We start from the raw sequence: 18,047 nt of genomic DNA on the forward strand, positions 1-18,047 counted from the left end.
ATGACATGTTGTTTGAAAAGAAGCCGGACCGCGGGTGCGCTTGGCGCATAAAAAGGGAACTGGGTGGGAATCCCAGACAAGGCGGTTACTGTGTGCGGGGACGTTGTCTTTGCGAGTCAGATTACTTGCCCACGGTCTTCTCGTGTCGAGGGTCTTTTGGAAGCCGCTGGATTCCGGTGAACAAAAGATGACATCATATATTGCTCCTATGCGCCCCGCCTGTTGTGCGGGCCATTGTTGCGTGCTGTCAGGTGCGGGCGCCCCGTTGTGTCTCGTTTCCCTTTACATGATCGGCCTCGATTCTTGTTGAGGTAATGATCTTCCGATTCAAAGGGGAGTGGGATGCTCAATAACATCCGAACTGTTGCGAGGAAATTCCTCGTGGTGTTCATGGCGTTTATCTTTGCCAGCTCGAGCACCGGAATGACTGCATTTGCCGAGGAGGTGGGTGCGGGCGTAGCCGTGATGGCCGATCAGGTTGCCGCGGCGACCGATGCTGAGCAGGGCACGTCTAGCGAAGATAAGCCTTCTGCCGATGCTGAAATTGGCGTGTCCGAGGACGGCGACAGCGCACAGGAGCAAGAAAGCTCCGATGTTGCCGCGCCGTCCGTTGTGTCCAACGGGGAGACTTCGGCCGCGCAGGCCGAAGTGGCCGGAGCTTCTACGGGGGTAGCGCGCCCGGGCGAGACGGTTGTCGTCAACGACGCGGCCGATATGCCTTCGGTCATCGAAGCCGGCGCTACCGTAAAACTCGGTGCGAACATTTCGATGGGTGCCGACCAGCAGATTGAGACCGTTGCCGGCGTGTTGGACGGTCAGGGTCATACCGTCACCATTAGCGGCAAGGCCGTCGCGAACAACGTAACGGGAACTATCCAGAACCTAGGCGTGACGGGCTCCGTCTCGAGTAGCGATAATGTGGGCTCCATCGCCATGACGCTTTCCGGTACCGTTCAGATGTGCTGGTCCACGGCGAGCGTGAACCTGAGCGGTTGGATGGGCTATGCCGGCGGCCTGGTCGGCGGCATGGCGTCCGGCAAGATCGTCAATTCCTATTTTGCCGGTTCGGGCGTCGAGATGAATGGCGGGCTGGTGGGCGAGGCCCGGGCTGGCTCGCTTTCGAATTGCCTCTATACCGTAGGTTTTTCGCCTGCCGAGATAAATAGCCCTAGCGGCTTTAACAAGGGAAACGCGGCTAAAGCCGCCGACCTCTCTTCTGCTGAATCACTCGCCGTGCTCAATACCGATGTGCCGTCGACTGGCTTTTCCTGGGTGTCCAACGGTGGCCTGCCCTTGCTTGTGAGCGGCTCTGCCCCCGTCGTTGTCAATAAGGACGCGCTCGTCGCGGCTATCACGGCCGCCGAGGCGCTCAATGAGTCAGACTACACAACGGATTCCTGGTCCGCCTTTGCCGCTGCTCTTGCGGAAGCCAAAATCGTCAACGATAACGACGATGCATCTCAGTCCGACGTAAATGCGACGGTCAAGACGCTCAAGGATGCCTCGGATGCGCTTGAGAAAAAGAAGCCGACGGCTCCCGTCGCCCAGCCCGAGAGTGTCAAGCACATCAAATCGCAGGGCGACTTCATATCTATGAACGTCAAGGACGCAAATAACTACTATGTGCTCGACCGCGATATCGTGATTGACGAAGAGTGGTTCTTTGGTCCTTCGGGTGAGCTCAACTGCACGTTTGACGGCCAGGGTCACACCATTACCTTCAACAATGGCGGTGGCGTTAAGTCGCTCTTCGCGAGCGTCGGCTCCTCCGGCGTTGTCCAAAACGTCTCTTTCGCCGGCGAGCTTAAGCAGGCGGTCGACGGCAAATCGTTCGGCCCGCTCGGCAACCAGATTAAGGGTGCCGTTATCAACTGCTCCACGTCTGTTACGGGCAAGGGCGTTGTGGGCTTTGGCCGTACGCTCGAAGGCGGCGTAATTTCTAACTGCGTGTCTACCGCTGCAGCGACCGGCGGCGTGCTTTTTGCGAGTTATGGCTCTGGTCAGCTCGTCAATACGTACTGGCAGGAAGGCCTTACCAACAAGGCTCAGTTCCCCGCAAAGGCGCTCATCAACTCCTATGCTGTCGATGCCGACGACATGAAGACGGAGGCCTTTGTCGAAAATCTCAACGTCAACCGTGGCGAAAACGGTAGCGCGTGGGGTATGGGAGCCGATGGCTTGCCGTATTTTGGTGAGGACCAGGACTACGAATCGCCCGAGAGCCCTGCCGCAAACAATAAATACGAGGTGACGTTTACATCTGCGCGCACCGGCAAGACCGTGACTGCCGCCGATGGTATGCTCTACCCGTCTCCCGACGATGTCGTGGTGGGCGAGAACGGCGCTGCCTGCGTCTCGGGCACACTTGAGCTCAAGGGTTTGCCTAAGGGTGCCAAGGTGACTTGGGGCACTCCGGACGCTAACAGAGGAGATATCGCCGTTAACGAGGAAACGGGCCTGCTGCACGTATACAACGATGCCGTGGGTACGGTGACCGCTACGCTTCATAAGGATGACGGCACCACCGAGAACGTTGCGACCGTCGTGGTGAAGGCGATCTCCAAGCCTATTGATGATTTCCAGATTTGGTACAACGGCGAAAACGTGACGGGCGGCACTATTGCGGTTACGGGCTCCGAGGTCAAGAATCTCGAGATCCGTGTTCATTACACCGACGCCGCCGAGGGCGAGTACACCCCTGTTTCCTATACGCGCTTTCGCTTTGCGGGTACGCCTTCGAACGTACTCTATTCCAATCCCGGATCGGCATGCTTCTACTTTAAGAAGGCGGGCGAGGCCACGATTTGGGTCTCCTCGCGAACGAACGTCGACCTTGCCGATAAGAGCGTAAAGGTCACCTCGACCTATGTGCCGGCGACGAGCATTTCGCTTGGCTACAACGAGGACGGCAAGACGGTCTATCTGCATGGCCGTAATCCGCTTGCCAAGGGTGCTTTCCTCACTGACAAGGCTGCACCGATCGTGGGCCCGGAGCATGCGAGTGACCGTGCAAACTACACGGTCACCTCGAGCGATACTGCGGTCGCCGAGTACACTACAAGCGGCGATATTGGATTTACGCCGTACAAGGCCGGCAAGACGACGTTCGAGGCGACGGTCAAAAACCAGGACGGCAGCGTTATCTCCTCGGGCAAGCGAGAGGTTACCTACGCTTACCGAAACCCGCTGAAATCGGTGACGATTGCAAATGTTCCCGTGTTCATTAAGGCCGGCAAGACGGTCGGGCTCGACCTGAGCTATACGGGCGCAAACGATGCCGAGGGCTGGAGTGTCTCCGAGCCCGGCATGATATGGACCGTGACGAGCGCAGACGGCCAGGATGCGTCGGATGCGGTGTGCATCGACCGTCGTGCTCTCGGTGACTGGAAGCACGTTGACGGCGCTCCCGACGACGGGCTGTTTGTAGCGAGCGGAACCTACGTTCTAACGGCCAACAAGGCCGGTACCTATACGGTGACGGGTACGCCGGTCGACCAGACTGCCGGCGCCAAGGCTGTCTCCTTTGAGATTACGGTTGACGGTATCGCCGCCTCGCCGGATAACGAGGCACAGGCCGATGAGGGTGCCCTCTCCGCCGCCAAGTACTTTGACGCTAACCGCACGACCGATGCGTACACCTATGGTCAGGAATGGGAAATCTACGCCTTCGCAAAATCGGGGCGCATGATCGACGACGCACTTATCCGGAATTACAAGAAGTCTCTTGCCGACCATAAGGCCGAGTGGGCCGGTAGCACCGCCAAGGTAACGGATTGCGAGCGCGTTGCGCTTACGTTGGCCGCACTTGGCGAGGACATTACGTCTTTTGACGGCGTGAACCTTGCTGCTGTCATATGCTCTCACGGCGACCTTGCGGCTTCGGCGAATAACTTGGTCTATGCGTTGATCGCCCTTGACGAGGCGCGCGTTTCGGATGAGGCGCTGTCTGCATTCGGCTCATCCTGGACACGCGCTCAGCTTGTTTGCACGCTGCTCACGTTCCAAAACTCGGATGGCGGCTTTACCATTGATACGGCTGGTGCAAGCAACGTCGATGTGACCGCCATGGCGCTGCAGGCGCTTGCGCCCTATGTTGACGGCGACGCATGTGCCGCTGCCCTGGCTTCGAATGGTCAGCTCTCGGTTGCGTCCGCTGTCGACAAAGCGCTCGGCTTCCTTAAGGGGCAGATGAACGGTCTTTGCGATTTTGGGTCTGTTGAGTCGAATGCCCAGGTGCTGCTTGCTCTTGTGGCGCTTGGCAAGGACCCCGCAAATTCCAAGAACGGGTTTGCGGCGGGCTCAAATAGCCTGATTACCGCGATTGCCGCCTATGAAGTTGCCAACGGCAAGGGATACGCTCACACCATGGGATCAGACGGTAAGCCCGGCAATGCCAACGCGCTTGCCACCGTGCAGGTCTTGCGGGCCCTTTCGGCCTATAAGTTCGCGGGTACCGGCGTGAGTTGGACCAAGATCGGCAATGTGAAAGCCGGCACCGCCAAACCGAGCGGTCCTCAAGAGCCTGTGACGCCCGAGGTCCCCGTGCCTACGGTTCCGACGAAGAACCCGACACCTGCGGTCGTGCCGCCCGCCTCGCAGGATGGCAACGGCACCGGTGGAAAGCAGGGCGCTACCACTTCGAAGGATGGCGCGAAGCCGGAGACGGCGGAGCACGCGGATTCCGCCAAGAGCGAATCCAACAAGAAGTCTAGCTCTGACAAATCTTCTGGTTCGAAGGCGAAGACCGCTACTGCCGCCGCATCGCGCAAGGATGCCTCGGCTGGGCAGAGCGGCGTGAATCCTGTTGCCGTTGCCGGTGTCGCCGCGGGCATCGTGTGCCTTGCGGTCATTGGCGCGTGGTTCGTGCGTTCCCGTAAGAACGCATAGCAATTCAATGTGCAGAGCGCCCGCCGCCTGCCGCGCGGGCGCGACTATGCCACCTATGCGCGGATTTATAGATGAACGGGCCCCGGGTCTTGACGACCTGGGGCCCGTTTACGTTGCGGTTGGCGTGGCGATGGGAGTTTTAAGCCAGCTCGGCGCCCAGGGCCTTGCAGCCGGCTGCGGCCTCGTCGTCAGGCGCGTCGAAGCAGATGACGGTATCGACGACATTGACGCCGGTCTCATCGGCGTCGGCCTTCCAATTGTCCATCCACTCGCCCTCGGCCCACGAATAGGAGCCAAACAGGACGACCTTCTTGTCGCCCAGATTCTCCTTGACCTCATCCCACATCGGCTGGAACTCGTCGTACTCGAGTTCCTCGGAGCCCATGGCGGGGCAGCCGAAGGCGATGGCGTCGTAGTCGGCGGTCTTGTCGGCAGAGAAGTCGGCACAGGGGATGACCTCGGCCTCGGCGCCGGTGGACACCGCGCCCTCTGCGACGAAGTTTGCCATGGCCTCGGTATTGCCCGTTCCGCTCCAGTAGACGACGGCGATCTTGCTCATGTTAGGTCCTTTCGGTTGTGCGGCACGCAGCCGCGTTTTGTATGTTCTATCGGGCTGCCTGAACAAGCTGTTCCAAGGTGCAGCCCTGCTGATAGATGTAGGTAAGGTATTGCGTGCATGCGCGATAAGCGTCAAAGGTCGCAAGCGCTTGTTCGACGTTTGAGTACACCTTCCAAGCACCAAAAACCTTGTAGTTTTCGCCGTGCTGGGCAATAAACTGATGCACGTCTTCGTAGGGGTAGCCCAAAAAATACCCAATTTCGTGAGGAAACTCGCATGCGCAGCTCTTATCGCACGCTTCGTTCTGAGCGAGAACGCAAGGTCCGCTGTCGCAGGCGCTTTCCGCAACGTTGCTGCTCGCCAGCGTAATGCGTGCGGCTAGATGCACAAGGGATGCGCTCAGGTTGCAAACGTCGTAGCCTTCGGTGGCAAGAGCTGCTGCGGCTCGAGGGTCGGATAAGTAGCGCATGAGGGCGGCGGGGCGGTACACGTAGATCAGCGCTCCGCAAGGACGCCAGACGAGGACGCTCATGTGGATGCCGAGTGGCTCGAGCTCGCGGTTGCATTGGGCTATGACGGCAAGCAGACGCGTGCGACGCGCTTCGATATGAGGGTTGCCGGGCTGTTCGTTTTGGTTTGCGTAGGGACCGGGATAGGTAAAGAGTGAAGCGGGTTTGATGCCCGCGAGCGTGGGGGAGCAGTTGCGCACGACGGTCGTTTGAAACGTTGGAATGTCGATGGTTCGAGTCACGGTGCTCCTTTCGGTTCCTTATCTGTTAACCTAGGAAAACTTATACACGAAAGTAAGCCTTGGTCAACTAAAAAGTTTGAATTGGGAAACTATTTGACCGAACTGACACGAGTTTGGGGTAAGATGGGGGACACCCCATGGGGGTATTTGGCTAGAGCTTTAATGGGAGGGGAACATATGGAAGACCTGCTTAACCCTGCAAATCTTATCGTGCTTGCCGTAATTGCCGTCGGCATGTTTTTTGGATTGCGACGTATTGTCGCCTCGACGCACGGCAAAAGCTGTTGCAGCGATGGCGCGTGCGGTAAGAAGATCAAGAGGGCTGTGGTGACCGATACCGATGAGTCTCACTACCCCTATAGCGCAGAACTGCTCATCGGCGGTATGAGCTGCGACGGCTGTGCTCAAAACGTCGCGAATGCTTTGAATGCGCTGGATGGCATTTGGGCCACGGTGACGTATGCCGATCACACGGCGAACGTGCGCTCTAAAAACCCAATCGATCGCGAGGCGCTCGAGGGCGCCGTGAAGGGCGCAGGCTATTACGTCATGAAGCTATAGGGTCGGACGTATCGCTTGCGCCTAGGCACGGCCGCGCAGCTCGATATCCTGGATATCGTCGAATTTGATGGCGATGTCGCGGAGTTTGAGCAGCTTGAACGCGGGAAGCACCTCGTCGAGAATGCCGGTGCGGGCACGATAGCCATACGTATCGTAATAGGTGACGCGCACCAGGTCGCCGCGCTTGAGCCCCTCGAGCTTATTCGAAAGCTCGAGGGCTTTTTCTTCCGTCAGTTCACATTTGGGCTCAACGGTAATCTCTTGCTTGCGTACGAGCTCGTAGTATCCCGTGAGAGCGGCGAATGGCATAAACTGTGCGGCGCGGTTGGCGCGGACGGCACCGTTGGCGGTAAGTTTGGGGTCGGCGACACGCCGCCTGCCCTCGGGGTCGGCCAGACGCTCAAAGGCGGTTGGCGGGCGCATAGGTTGTTGCTTGGGTTTAGGCACGATGTCCCCCAACCTGGTCGTTGCGTTCGCGTGCGGTGGCGCCGGCGGTAAAGCTCAGTCCTTTGACCAGGGCGTTCTTGCCATATTTGCCTTTTACGGCCAGCACAGCGCGGGCCAGGTCGCGCTCGCGCCCGTCGGCCTCGACATCGCTAAATAAATCGATGGTGGCAAATTCTTCGGGCATAAGGTTTCCGAAGCCCAGGTTAATACGTTTGACAGGTCGTTTGGGATCGACGGTCTGCGCCCACAGGTCATCGAAGTAGCCCATGATCTTCTTAAACGAATTGGTTCGTTCGGGTAGCTTTCGAGACGCGTTGGAATGGGCAAAGAGCGCGGCATAACCGCCACGCGGCTTACCGCCGTGCTCGCCCACGAAGATGCCGTCAATCGCCTGTGCCTCGCGAACCATGCGACGGCGCTCGTCGTCGCGCTGGACGGGCTTGGGCGCGCGGGGTGCAAGTTCGGGGCCATCGCTTGCGGTTGGCTCGACACCTGAGGTGCTTGAGCGTAGGTGCCCGCAGCCGTCGATGTATTGCGCTGTGCCGCTGGCATCGAGCCGGCGGATATCAGCACGCTCGCTTGCATAGCCCACAAAGAGCGAGATGCTGTCGCAGACCACGTGCTTGTCGACCAGGTCCAGTACGGCTGCATCGACCATCTCGCGCAACACCGTATAGGCCTGTTCGTAGGCATAACCCTTCGAGAGCACCTGTCCGGTCGTGGTCGAGGTTGCCTGGGGGCGATAGGCCTGGATGTCGGCAATGGTTGTCGGTTCGCGCCCAAAAGCGTGGTCGATCAGGTACTCGGCATTGACGCCGAGCTCGTCATAGAGCAGGTTCTCGTCGAGGGCCGCGACGCCCATCAGGTCGTAGACGCCGTACTTTTCGAGACGCGCCGCCACGCCGGGGCCAATACCCCAGATGTCGGTGATGGGGCGATGCGGCCAGATCTCCTTGCGAAAGGTCTCGTCGTCAAGTATCCCGATACGGCTGGGCGCGTGTTTGGCGGTGATGTCGAGCGCCACTTTTGCTTGGAATAGGTTGGGTCCGATACCGACCGTTGCGGTGATGCCGGTGCGGCGCAAAACTTCGTCGCGCAGCATGCAGGCAAAGCCTTCGTCATCGGTGTGATAGAGGTCCAAATAGGGCGTGACGTCGATAAAGCACTCGTCGATCGAATAGACATGGACGTCTTGCGGGCTTACGTACTCCAGGTAGATACCGTAGATCTGCGCCGATACCTCCATATAGTGCTGCATGCGCGGTACGGCTTTGATGTAGTCGATGCCGTTGGGAATTTCGAACAAGCGGCAGCGGTTATGGATGCCGAGGTCCTTCATCGCCTGCGTGATGGCCAAGCAGATTGTCGTGCGGCCGCGAGACTCGTCGGCCACGACCAGGTTGGTGGTAAGCGGATCGAGCCCACGGTCGACACACTCGACGCTGGCGTAAAACGTCTTGAGGTCGATACAGATATAGGTGTGACGCTCGTGCCCCACGCGTCCTCCCATCAAACACATGTTCTTATCGAATACTTGTTCGATAATACCCGCTCGTCCGGACATCGTCAAAACCTGTCCCTTTTTGGTGGGTATGGTCGTGCGGTTGGATCGGGTTTTAACGCAGCTCTAAAGAGCGTGAAACAGCTCGGAAAACCTCGCTTCTTAGCATGAGCCTAACGATTGATACCGCCTATACGCACGGAAGGGTTGTGGGAAAGATGGTCAATTATGGGTTTGGTATGCCGACACGCCTTGTTGCGGATGGGGACGTGGCTCGCTGGTGCGGACGATTGGTCGCTCACTACGGTGGCACCAAGGCGCTGGTCGTGTTGGGCGGTGACAAGCATACGCGTGATGAGCTCGTCTCGGCGGCACTCGGCTCGCTCGATCGCGCCCTGCTCGAACGCGTGCTTTTTCGCTGCGACTCGGTTGAGAGCGACGGGGGAGACGAGCTGATCGACGAAGCCGTGGCCCTGGCGACCGACGAAGGCGTGGACTTTGTCCTGGCGATCGGCGATGCCGATACGGCGAGCTTTGCGCGCGAACTCGCTCGTCGCATGGCTGTGCTCGATACCGGCGAGGACGGCTTCGTTCCCTATGGGTGCATCGTCTCCGAGGGAAAAGTGCCTGCCGTCGTGGGAGCCGGCGAGGTTCCCGTTTTTGCCATTATCGCTCCCGAACTGCTTGAGGGCATTGGGTCTCCTCTGCGCGAGTTGCTCGGCAGCGTGTGCGCCGCGGCCTAATACCTGCCAGGAAGGGACAGGTTTATTTTGGTTGGTAAAGCGTTTGACCTGCCAAAATAAACCTGTCCCTTTTTGGTCGGTCGCCGTTTGGGGGCGGATTGGCAACGCTCGCTGATTACGGTCTTGACCTGCGCTAGAATAGGGGCATCTGATTATCCGGGCGCATGGAGGTGTGTGCCCGTATGCTGAGGAGGACTTTATGGCAACTGTTGCCGCACCTATCGACGCTACGTCGACCGCCGCTTGGAAGGCGCTCGAGGCCCATCAGGAGAAGCTCGAGGCCGAGGGCATCGACCTCAAGGCCTGGTTCGCTGCCGATCCCGAGCGTGTGAACAAGCTGAGCTTTGACGCTGGTGACCTGCACTTTGACCTGTCCAAGAACCTGGTGACCGATGAGACCGTCAAGCTGCTGTGCGATCTTGCCCGCGAGGTGAAGCTCGAGGAGCGCCGCGACGCCATGTTCTCCGGCGAGCACATCAACACCACCGAGGACCGCGCTGTTCTGCACACCGCGCTTCGCCGTCCGGCAAGCGAGAAGGGCCAGCTCATCGTTGACGGCCAGGATGTCGTCGCCGACGTGCACGAGGTCCTCGACCGCATGTATGCCTTCGCCGAGCGCGTGCGCTCCGGTGAGTGGAAGGGCGTAAGCGGTAAGAAGATCGAGCACCTGGTGTCCATCGGCATCGGTGGCTCCGATCTGGGCCCGGTCATGGCCTACGAGGCCCTGCGTCCCTACGCCGACGCCGGTATCGACTGCCGCTACATCTCCAACATCGACCCCAACGATCAGGCCGAGAAGCTCAAGGGTTTGGATCCCGAGACCACGCTCGTGATCATCGTCTCCAAGACCTTCACCACGCTCGAGACCCTCACCAACGCCCGCGAAGTCAAGACCTGGATGCTCGAGCAGCTCAAGGCTCAGGGCGCCATCGACGGCTCCGATGAGCAGAACGCCGAGGCCGTGGCAAAGCACTTCGTCGCCGTTTCCACCGCACTCGAGAAGGTCGAGGCCTTCGGCATCGACCCCGCCAACGCCTTCGGCTTCTGGAACTGGGTCGGCGGCCGCTACTCCGTCGACTCCGCCGTGGGCCTGTCGCTGATCGTCGTGCTCGGCCCCGAGCGCTTCCAGCAGTTCCTCGAGGGCTTCCATGCCATCGACGAGTACTTCTGCAACACGCCGCTCGAGAGCAACGCCGTCGCGCTGATGGGCCTGCTCAACGTCTGGTACGTCAACTTCTTCGGCTCCAAGAGCCACGCCGTGCTTCCGTACTGCCAGTATCTGCACCGCTTCCCGGCCTACCTGCAGCAGCTCACCATGGAGTCCAACGGCAAGCACGTCCGCTGGGACGGCAGCGCTGTGACCTCCGATACCGGCGAGATCTTCTGGGGCGAGCCCGGCACCAACGGCCAGCATGCCTTCTACCAGCTGCTGCACCAGGGCACTGTGGTGGTTCCGGCCGACTTCATCGCCTTCGCTAACACTGCCAACCCTGCGACCGATAGCGGTCAGGACGTGCATGAGCTGTTCCTGGGCAACTTCCTGGCCCAGACCAAGGCGCTCGCCTTTGGTAAGACGGCCGACGAGGTTCGTGCCGAGGGCACGCCCGAGCAGATCGTCCCGGCCCGCTGCTTTGAGGGCAACCGCCCGACGACCTCGATCTTCGGCGACACGCTGACCCCGTTTGCACTCGGCGAGCTCATCGCCCTGTATGAGCACATCACGTTTGTCGAGGGCACGGTCTGGGGCATCGACTCCTACGACCAGTGGGGCGTCGAGCTGGGCAAGCAGCTTGCCAAGCAGATTACCCCGGCCTTCCACGACGACGCCGCCAAGGCCGAGCAGGACGCTTCGACCCAGGCGCTCATCGAGTTCTACCGCGCGCATCGCAAGTAGTCGCTGCTGTTAACGCATCGCGTCTTATAGTCAGGGGCCCGTATCCTATCGGATGCGGGCCCCTTTGCTTTGCCGTGGTCCCGGGGCGCACGGCCTTTGTGAAACATCGCCGGGGCGCCGCGCGCTGCGAGAACCCTGCGCCTAGATCTCGGCCTCCGCATGGCCTCGCTGCGCCTCGGGCAGCTCCCCGTAGAGCGGATGGTCTTCGAGCCTAAAGCGCTCGACCTGTTCGGGAGTGTGGCCGCGCACAAAGAGCCACGAGCGATCGATCGGCGTCGCCATGAGCGTGCTGGGCAGCGCGTCGGCGCGGTCGGAAAACACCCGGGCACTCTCGGGATCCTGGAACGCCAGCACCAGATGCGTGTCGCAGTTGCCCATGATGGAGCGTGCGCGTGCCTCGCCATAGAGCGCATCGAGCTGGTTGGTCGACTGCAGCAGCAGCGTTGCCCAGATGTTGCGGCTTCGGATAATCGAGAGCACGTTGTCGATCTGGGGGATCTGCAGATTTGCGAAGTCATCGAGCATAAAGCGCACGGGCACGGGCAGGCTGCCGTCGGGCTGCCTATCGGCTTCGCGAATGAGGCCCATAAACGCCTGCGTAATAAAGAGGCCGGTCAGCGGATCGAGATTGCGGTCAATATCGCTTACGGTTACAAACAGGGCGCAGGGGGTGTGTCCCATGGAAGTGAAGTCCACCTGATGGCACTCACGATAGAGCTGTGCCGCACCGTCGAATCCCAGACACATGACCTTTTCGGCAAGGATGCCGACGATGCTCGCGTGCATGCGCTCGGCATTTTGCGTAATGGCGTAGCGCCGCCATAGCGAGAGGGCATAGCTTTGGGGGTCGGTCGTGATCAGATCGTCAAACAATCGGGCCGTGGCACCGTCCTGCAGGTGCTCGATCAGCTTGATGACCGAGCTGATCGTCTGCTCGTCGGCGGGTAGCTGTTCGGTGACGTAGGCGATAAGACACGACAGCAGGTTTGCCGCCGCATGATCCCAAAAAGGCTGGTTGTTGTCCTCGATGGGGCAGATGGCCTTTGCCACCGAGAGGATGTCCTGCTGGTTGGGCCTGCCGTCCGCCTTGCGGCGAATGTGCCTCAGGGGGTTGTAGCCGCAGCGCTCGATGCCGGGCGCAAGGGCCGGGACGGTGTTGAGGTCGGCGAAGTTGAGGCATTGCACGCGGTAACCGTGGGCTGCCAGCACGGGTCCCACTTCGCGACAGAGCGTGCCTTTGGTGTCGAGCACGATGTAGCTTGCGTTCATTTGCAGCAGGTTGGGCTTGAGGATGTTTCGGGTCTTGCCGGCTCCCGAGGGGCCGATTACAAGTGCGTTGTTGTTGAGTCCCGTTTGGCGGGTGTCGCAGGAAAGCGTTCGATCCTTGGCGAGGATGGTGGACGATGCGGACTCAGATGCGGCGAGGCGGCTGGCGAGGTTAGACATGGGCGACCTCCTTGGTGGTCGAGAGGATTTCGTGGGCAAAGCCGAGCTCGACGGCGCGCTTGGCCGAAAGGTAGGTGTCTTTTGCAGTGAGGGACTGGATGCGCTTGGGCGTGAGGCCGCTGCGGTCCGAGAGGATTTGCGTGAGGGTCTTGCGGGTCTGCATGAGACGCCGGCTGGTTTCCTGCAGCGCAAGTGCCGAGCCGCCTGCCCCCTGGGGGATCAGCGGGTCGTGAATCATGAGCTCTGCATGGGGCGCCATACGGCGATCGTCGCCGCCCATAAAGATCACGGCGCCCATGGACGCGGCGAATTCCAGGCAGACGGTGCGGATGGGGCACGATGCGAGGCGCATGGCGTCATAGATCGCGAGACCCGATCGCACGCTTCCGCCGGCGCTGGCGACAAATATGGTGATGGGGCGGCTGGGGTCGGTGGCATCGAGCAGGCGGATCTGCTGGCATAGGTCGTGGGCCATCGGGGTTTCGATGTTTCCCATGACGGAGAGCTCGCGACGGGCGAGCATCTCATCGTAAATGCTGGTGAGCGTGATACCTCGGGCGGATTCACGCATGGTGAGGGGGCTGATGATGGGGGAATGATTGGTGTCCATGAGGACTCCTTTCTGTTGGTTGTGTTGTGGAATAGGATTGTTGCCCGCGGAGGGGCTGGCGGGCTACAGGGTTCGTCCGAGCCTGAGATCGAGCTCGGTTGTGGGGCAGGCTGCCTGTTCGTGAGGCTCGCAAGCGCCAAGGGCTCCAAAGCGATGGAGCGTTGCGGCGGGCGTGGTGTAGGCGAGCCGCAGCTGATGCTCGACAGGGGCACATCCGTCATTTTTGTAATGAGCCGCGTAGTACTGCGCGATGCTGGCGTTCATCTCGCTGCCATTGCGATGGCGCTCAAACTGGCGTCTGCAGGTCTCGATGATCTTTGCTACCGACTTGGGTGCCGTCGCGGGAACAAGGGCGAGATAGCCCTCAAATAGCTCGTTGATGCTCAGGAGGTACAGCAGATCGATCAGCGTCCTTATGGCTGCTCCCTCGGCGGAAAAGTGCGCGGTCATGCGGTTATATCGGTTGCGGTCGACGATGGCCGCATGGGGTCTTGGAGTTTTCTGCCCCGTGGTTCCGGGCTTTTGCCGCGCCTGTGTATTGAGCTCGACGTTGCAGCGCTTGAGGCCGTCCAACGGAAGGAACAGTGCGGTGCGCAGGGTGTTCCGCTTGCTTTCGAGTTCATGACGCTCGTCGGGTTCCCATTCGAGCTTGAGTTTCGTGTCGAGCGCCGTAAGCATATGGGCTAGGCAGCCTACGGTAAGAACGTACGAATCGTTGTCGCGTTTTGGGGCATAGGGGTCTGTCAGCTTGCGAATGTCGGGGTCGCCCATGATCTTTGTGCAGCGCTTCAGCAGTTGAGGGTGGTCGGCCAAGATCGTCGCGAGCGGTAGCGACGCGTAGTTCTTGATGGTCGCGGCGGCAAAGGCGGCGTCATATTCGTTTGCATATGCTCGCTCAATGCGGGCATCCAGAATGCTTTTCTTATCGCCGTCTTCAGCGTGGTGGTTTGTCATAGCTTCTCCAATCGGTTGATGTTCGTGCTGTTTGTTGATGTGTTGGTTGTCGTGAGTGATGTGCTTGCCGTGGGTGATGTGCTGACGTTGGGGTGCTATGCGGTTTTCAATGAGCCCGTGAGGCAGTTGCTGCAGGGGCGGGATGGAACGGCCCATGCAAGGCGGAAGGCATCGTGCTCAAAATCGAGACAGCAATGCCCTGGGTGCCTCACATGTGGCAGTTACCTCATTAAGTTGTCATTGCGTTTGGGGTTGTACTTTGCCGATCTTCTTTCTCTTACACGCTAAAACTCAAACTTCATATGCTCGATCTACTTAAAACCGCAACGGCGGTCTTTTATCAACTTATATGTCGGAACGCGTCTTTGCAAGTACTTTTTTGCGTTTGTTTCAAATGGGGTGGTTTTGCAACCGTCATACGCGCGCTGTGCGAACGTGCCCCGGCTCGGATAAGATAGTGCGCGATAAAAACGATGCAAGGAGGCATATATGGCAATCAAAGCCATTGCGATGGATATCGACGGTACGCTCACCAACGACCAAAAGGTCATCAGCCCGCGTACGCGCGAGAAGCTGCTCGCGGCGCAGGAGTCGGGCATTAAGCTCATCTTGGCTTCGGGCCGTCCCGCATGGGGGCTGCACGCCTTGGCGCAGGAGCTCGACCTTCAAAACCATGACGGTCTGCTAGTTGCCTTTAATGGCGCGCATGTGGTCGACGCTCAGACCGATGAGGTGCTGTTCGATCAGGCTATGCCTGCCGACGAATTGCATCGCCTGATTGATCACCTGCGTAATTTTGACGTGATTCCTATGATTTCGCTCGGTCGCGATTTGCACGTCGAGGACTCGTACCATTGCATGATCACGCTGCCTGACGGCTCGCAGAAGAATATCGTCAAGTATGAGCGCGACGCGTGCGATCTTAAGATTCGCGAGGTCGAGAGCCTGCACGAGGTCGCTGATGCTTATCCCGTGGACAAGCTACTTACTGCGGGCGATCCTGCCTATCTGCAAGCGCATCACGAGGAGATGTATGCGCCCTTTAAGCAGACGCTTTCGGGCATGTTTACGGCCGACTGGTACTTTGAGTACACGGCGCCCGGTATCGACAAGGCCCGTGCGCTCGAGGGTGCCCTGCCCAAGCTCGGCATCGATGCCAGTGAGGTCGTATCGTTTGGCGACGGCCAGAACGACAAGTCCATGATTGAGTGGGCCGGCACCGGTATTGCCATGGGCAACGCCGTCGATGAGGTTAAGGCTGTAGCCCAGATGGTGACCGCCAATAACAACGAAGATGGTATTGCAGTGGCGCTGGATAAGCTGCTGGGCTAGAATCGCCGATAATGCATGGTTCGGGCGCCTGCTTACAGGCGCCCTTTTGTTAGGGAGGGTGCCGTGTCCGCATTTCCGTTCGACGCCGTTATCTTTGACATGGACGGCGTCATTGTCGATACCGAGTATTACTACCTGGGCGAGACTGCCGCGTTTGCCAAGGAGCTTGGGCTTAACCTGACTCAAGAGGAGTTGAATGGGCAGGTCGGTACCTCGCATCAGTTCTTCCTGCATATGCTGGTCGATTGGTTTGAGCGCGCCGGTAAGGGGCATTTTACTGGCGAGGAAGCGTTGGCCCGTTGGGACGAGTGGGCGCATAAGCGTCCGCGCGACTATCAGGCTTTGATTAACCCAGGCGCCGTGGATACGATTCGAGAGCTGCCGCGCCGTGGCGTTCGCGTGGCGCTTGCCAGCTCGTCTCCCATGGTTAGCATCGAGGAAGTGCTCAATGCGTGCGGGCTGTCGGATGCCTTTGAGTATGTGGTGAGCGGCGAGCAGTTTAAGGAGAGCAAGCCCGAGCCCGACATCTACCTGCATGCGCTGGACCTGCTGGGGCTGCCCGCGAATCGCTGCTGCTGCGTTGAGGATTCGGTGCCCGGCATCACTGCCGGCAAGCGAGCCGGCCTGACAGTTATTGCCAAGCGCGAGGAACGCTTTGGCTTTAGCCAGGATGCCGCGGACAAGATTATCGACCAGCTGCCGGAGCTGCTCACGCTTTCTTAGGAGCGCGGTAGTTGCGCGTTTTTCGGGTCTGATGAGTAAATAGCCAACATTTTGGTGCGACACCTAGCATACTTTAAGCTAATGCGGGCTTAAGGGCTTGTTGAATGCCCTTAAGCCCGTTTTAGAATTAATTGTGCTGGGAGAAGGTATATGCCACCGACTGAAGGGCTAACTGACGGTAAAGCAGCGATACCGCTGTACCAACAGGTCATTGATATCATTAAAAACGAAATCAACTCCGGCGCCTACAAGGCAGGCGCGCGGATACCCAACGAATTCGAATTGGCTGAGAGCTATAAAGTTGGCCGCGTTACCGTGCGACGCGCTATTGAGGAGCTCGTCCAGCAGGGCTATCTAACGAAGCGACAGGGGAAAGGCACGTTTGTCAATGCCCCCAAGCTCAAGCGCAAGATTCGCCAGAAGGATGACGTTCAGAGTTTTTCGGACGCATGCCGCGTTAACGGAATGGAACCGGGGGCGTGTGTCATTTCGAGAAAGATACTGCCGGCGGATTCCACCGAAGCACAGTTCTTTGGTGTTCCCGTTGGAACTGACTTGATTTGCGTTGAGCGCGTGCGCACTGCCGATGGAGTCCCCGTCATGCTCGAGAACAACATATACGTTTACGAGGACAACGCCTATCTATCAACGGCACCTCTATCTAACCAATCCATTTTTGAGTTCGTGCGTAACCGGACGGGCCGTACGCCCGCGTTTACCGACCCGTGCACACTCGAGATCGCGTGCGCGTCGCCCGAGGTCGCTCGGCTGTTGGCAGTTCCCGTTGGCGAACCCTTGTTTTATATGGAAGCCTTCTTTTTTGATGAGCAGCGGCGGCCGTTTATCATCGGTCGTCAGCGGATCGTTGGGTCTCGCTACGTTTTTGACATCTAGGACATTGCGAATGGAAGCGCCCGGTGGATCATCTCACCGGGCGTTTCCATACCGTTCACGGCGCAAACGCGACCGTTCAACCGCGTTGCGGCAATCAGTTTGAAATTATCTTGATGAAGGAAAAAGCTGCTGGTAATCTATGGGACGTCATAGAACGTTTGCATTGTGCAAACGTTGAAGCGAGATGCGATGCAGTCTCGAGTTCTTTGGAGGTATCTATGTCAGATACGAAGGCGAAGAAGACAAACAGACGTTTTAAGTTCAAATTACCGCATGTCTATACGATCATGTTCTTGCTGATCGTTGTCTTTGCGGTCCTGACTTGGATCGTTCCCTCTGGTCAGTATCAACGCAAGACGATTTCGACAGCGGCGGGCGAGCGTGAAGTCGCCGTTGCTGGAACCTATGAACAGGTCGATAAGAACTACACCGATTCCGAGACCGGCGAGACCATCAATCTGGGTCAGGATATCTTCGCGGTTCTGCAAGCGCCCACCAAGGGTATCCAAGAGGCTGCCGACGTCGTTGCGTTCGTCTTATTGATTGGCGGATCGTTCGCGATCATCACCAAGACCAACGCTTTGAATGCCGGCATGAGCCGTGTGATTAAAAAGCTCAAGAACAAGGACATCCTCATCATTCCCATCACGATGACGTTGCTGTCCATTTGTGGCACTACGTTTGGTATGTCTGAGGAAGCCCTGCCGTTCTATGCCATCTTCATTCCCATCATGATGGGTATCGG

At 58.8% G+C, this 18,047-nt stretch carries 14 protein-coding genes, 1 pseudogene and 1 riboswitch; of the genes and pseudogenes, 8 read left to right on the forward strand and 7 right to left on the reverse strand.

From position 1 onward, the window contains the following. The first annotated feature begins 15 nt into the window (after positions 1–15). Positions 16–147: riboswitch (cobalamin riboswitch) on the forward strand. Positions 148–342: 195 nt separating this feature from the next. Further along, on the forward strand, positions 343–4,887 hold the full coding sequence (locus ABHR76_RS02960; protein ID WP_346976764.1) for a hypothetical protein: 4,545 nt from the start codon (positions 343–345) through the stop codon (positions 4,885–4,887). 139 nt (positions 4,888–5,026) lie between these two features. On the opposite strand, the gene ABHR76_RS02965 is transcribed toward ABHR76_RS02960, so the two are convergent. Further along, positions 5,027–5,446, reverse strand: a complete 420-nt coding sequence (locus ABHR76_RS02965; protein WP_346976765.1) for a flavodoxin — start codon at positions 5,444–5,446, stop codon at positions 5,027–5,029. 46 nt (positions 5,447–5,492) lie between these two features. Next, positions 5,493–6,197: a DUF3793 family protein gene (locus tag ABHR76_RS02970; protein WP_346976766.1), complete on the reverse strand. Its 705-nt coding sequence runs from the start codon at positions 6,195–6,197 to the stop codon at positions 5,493–5,495. Positions 6,198–6,374: 177 nt separating this feature from the next. Here ABHR76_RS02970 and ABHR76_RS02975 point away from each other — a divergent pair, with 177 nt between their 5' ends. After that, positions 6,375–6,758 carry a heavy-metal-associated domain-containing protein gene (locus tag ABHR76_RS02975; protein ID WP_346976767.1) on the forward strand — a complete coding sequence of 128 codons (384 nt, stop codon included), beginning with the start codon at positions 6,375–6,377 and terminating at the stop codon, positions 6,756–6,758. 21 nt (positions 6,759–6,779) lie between these two features. Here the strand turns inward: ABHR76_RS02975 and ABHR76_RS02980 are convergent, their stop codons facing one another. After that, positions 6,780–7,181: a hypothetical protein gene (locus ABHR76_RS02980; RefSeq protein ID WP_346976768.1), complete on the reverse strand. Its 402-nt coding sequence runs from the start codon at positions 7,179–7,181 to the stop codon at positions 6,780–6,782. Between the two features lie 16 nt (positions 7,182–7,197). Continuing rightward, the gene (locus ABHR76_RS02985) at positions 7,198–8,769 is read right to left on the reverse strand and encodes a Y-family DNA polymerase (RefSeq protein ID WP_346976769.1); all 1,572 of its coding nucleotides are present in this window, start codon (positions 8,767–8,769) and stop codon (positions 7,198–7,200) included. Positions 8,770–8,945: 176 nt separating this feature from the next. On the opposite strand from ABHR76_RS02985, the gene ABHR76_RS02990 reads away from it, so the two are divergent. Then, on the forward strand, positions 8,946–9,449 hold the full coding sequence (locus ABHR76_RS02990; protein WP_346976770.1) for an iron-containing alcohol dehydrogenase: 504 nt from the start codon (positions 8,946–8,948) through the stop codon (positions 9,447–9,449). Positions 9,450–9,648: 199 nt separating this feature from the next. Continuing rightward, positions 9,649–11,343 carry a glucose-6-phosphate isomerase gene (gene pgi, locus ABHR76_RS02995; RefSeq protein WP_346976771.1) on the forward strand — a complete coding sequence of 565 codons (1,695 nt, stop codon included), beginning with the start codon at positions 9,649–9,651 and terminating at the stop codon, positions 11,341–11,343. Positions 11,344–11,484: 141 nt separating this feature from the next. Here the strand turns inward: pgi and ABHR76_RS03000 are convergent, their stop codons facing one another. The 3 genes from ABHR76_RS03000 to ABHR76_RS03010 all read right to left on the reverse strand — a co-directional run bounded on the left by ABHR76_RS03000 (position 11,485) and on the right by ABHR76_RS03010 (position 14,509). Next, positions 11,485–12,789 (reverse strand): VirD4-like conjugal transfer protein, CD1115 family, encoded by a 1,305-nt coding sequence (locus ABHR76_RS03000; RefSeq protein WP_346976772.1) that lies wholly within the window; start codon positions 12,787–12,789, stop codon positions 11,485–11,487. After that, the gene (locus tag ABHR76_RS03005) at positions 12,782–13,399 is read right to left on the reverse strand and encodes an ATP-dependent Clp protease proteolytic subunit (RefSeq protein ID WP_118081848.1); all 618 of its coding nucleotides are present in this window, start codon (positions 13,397–13,399) and stop codon (positions 12,782–12,784) included. Before ABHR76_RS03005 ends, ABHR76_RS03000 begins: the two co-directional genes overlap by 8 nt. Positions 13,400–13,462: 63 nt before the next feature. Further along, positions 13,463–14,509: a hypothetical protein gene (locus ABHR76_RS03010; RefSeq protein ID WP_346976773.1), complete on the reverse strand. Its 1,047-nt coding sequence runs from the start codon at positions 14,507–14,509 to the stop codon at positions 13,463–13,465. 333 nt (positions 14,510–14,842) lie between these two features. On the opposite strand from ABHR76_RS03010, the gene ABHR76_RS03015 reads away from it, so the two are divergent. The 4 genes and pseudogenes from ABHR76_RS03015 to ABHR76_RS03030 all read left to right on the forward strand — a co-directional run. Next, the gene (locus ABHR76_RS03015; protein WP_329737821.1) at positions 14,843–15,685 is read left to right on the forward strand and encodes a Cof-type HAD-IIB family hydrolase; all 843 of its coding nucleotides are present in this window, start codon (positions 14,843–14,845) and stop codon (positions 15,683–15,685) included. 63 nt (positions 15,686–15,748) lie between these two features. Further along, positions 15,749–16,408, forward strand: coding sequence for an HAD family hydrolase (locus ABHR76_RS03020; RefSeq protein WP_308196326.1), 660 nt, complete (start codon positions 15,749–15,751; stop codon positions 16,406–16,408). A 150-nt stretch (positions 16,409–16,558) separates the two neighbouring features. Then, positions 16,559–17,302, forward strand: coding sequence for a GntR family transcriptional regulator (locus tag ABHR76_RS03025; protein WP_035138851.1), 744 nt, complete (start codon positions 16,559–16,561; stop codon positions 17,300–17,302). A gap of 218 nt (positions 17,303–17,520) precedes the next feature. Next, a pseudogene (locus ABHR76_RS03030) lies at positions 17,521–18,047 on the forward strand (YfcC family protein); the annotation flags it as partial.

The organism is Collinsella aerofaciens, assembly GCF_039752985.1.
GTDB lineage: Bacteria > Actinomycetota > Coriobacteriia > Coriobacteriales > Coriobacteriaceae > Collinsella > Collinsella aerofaciens_BT.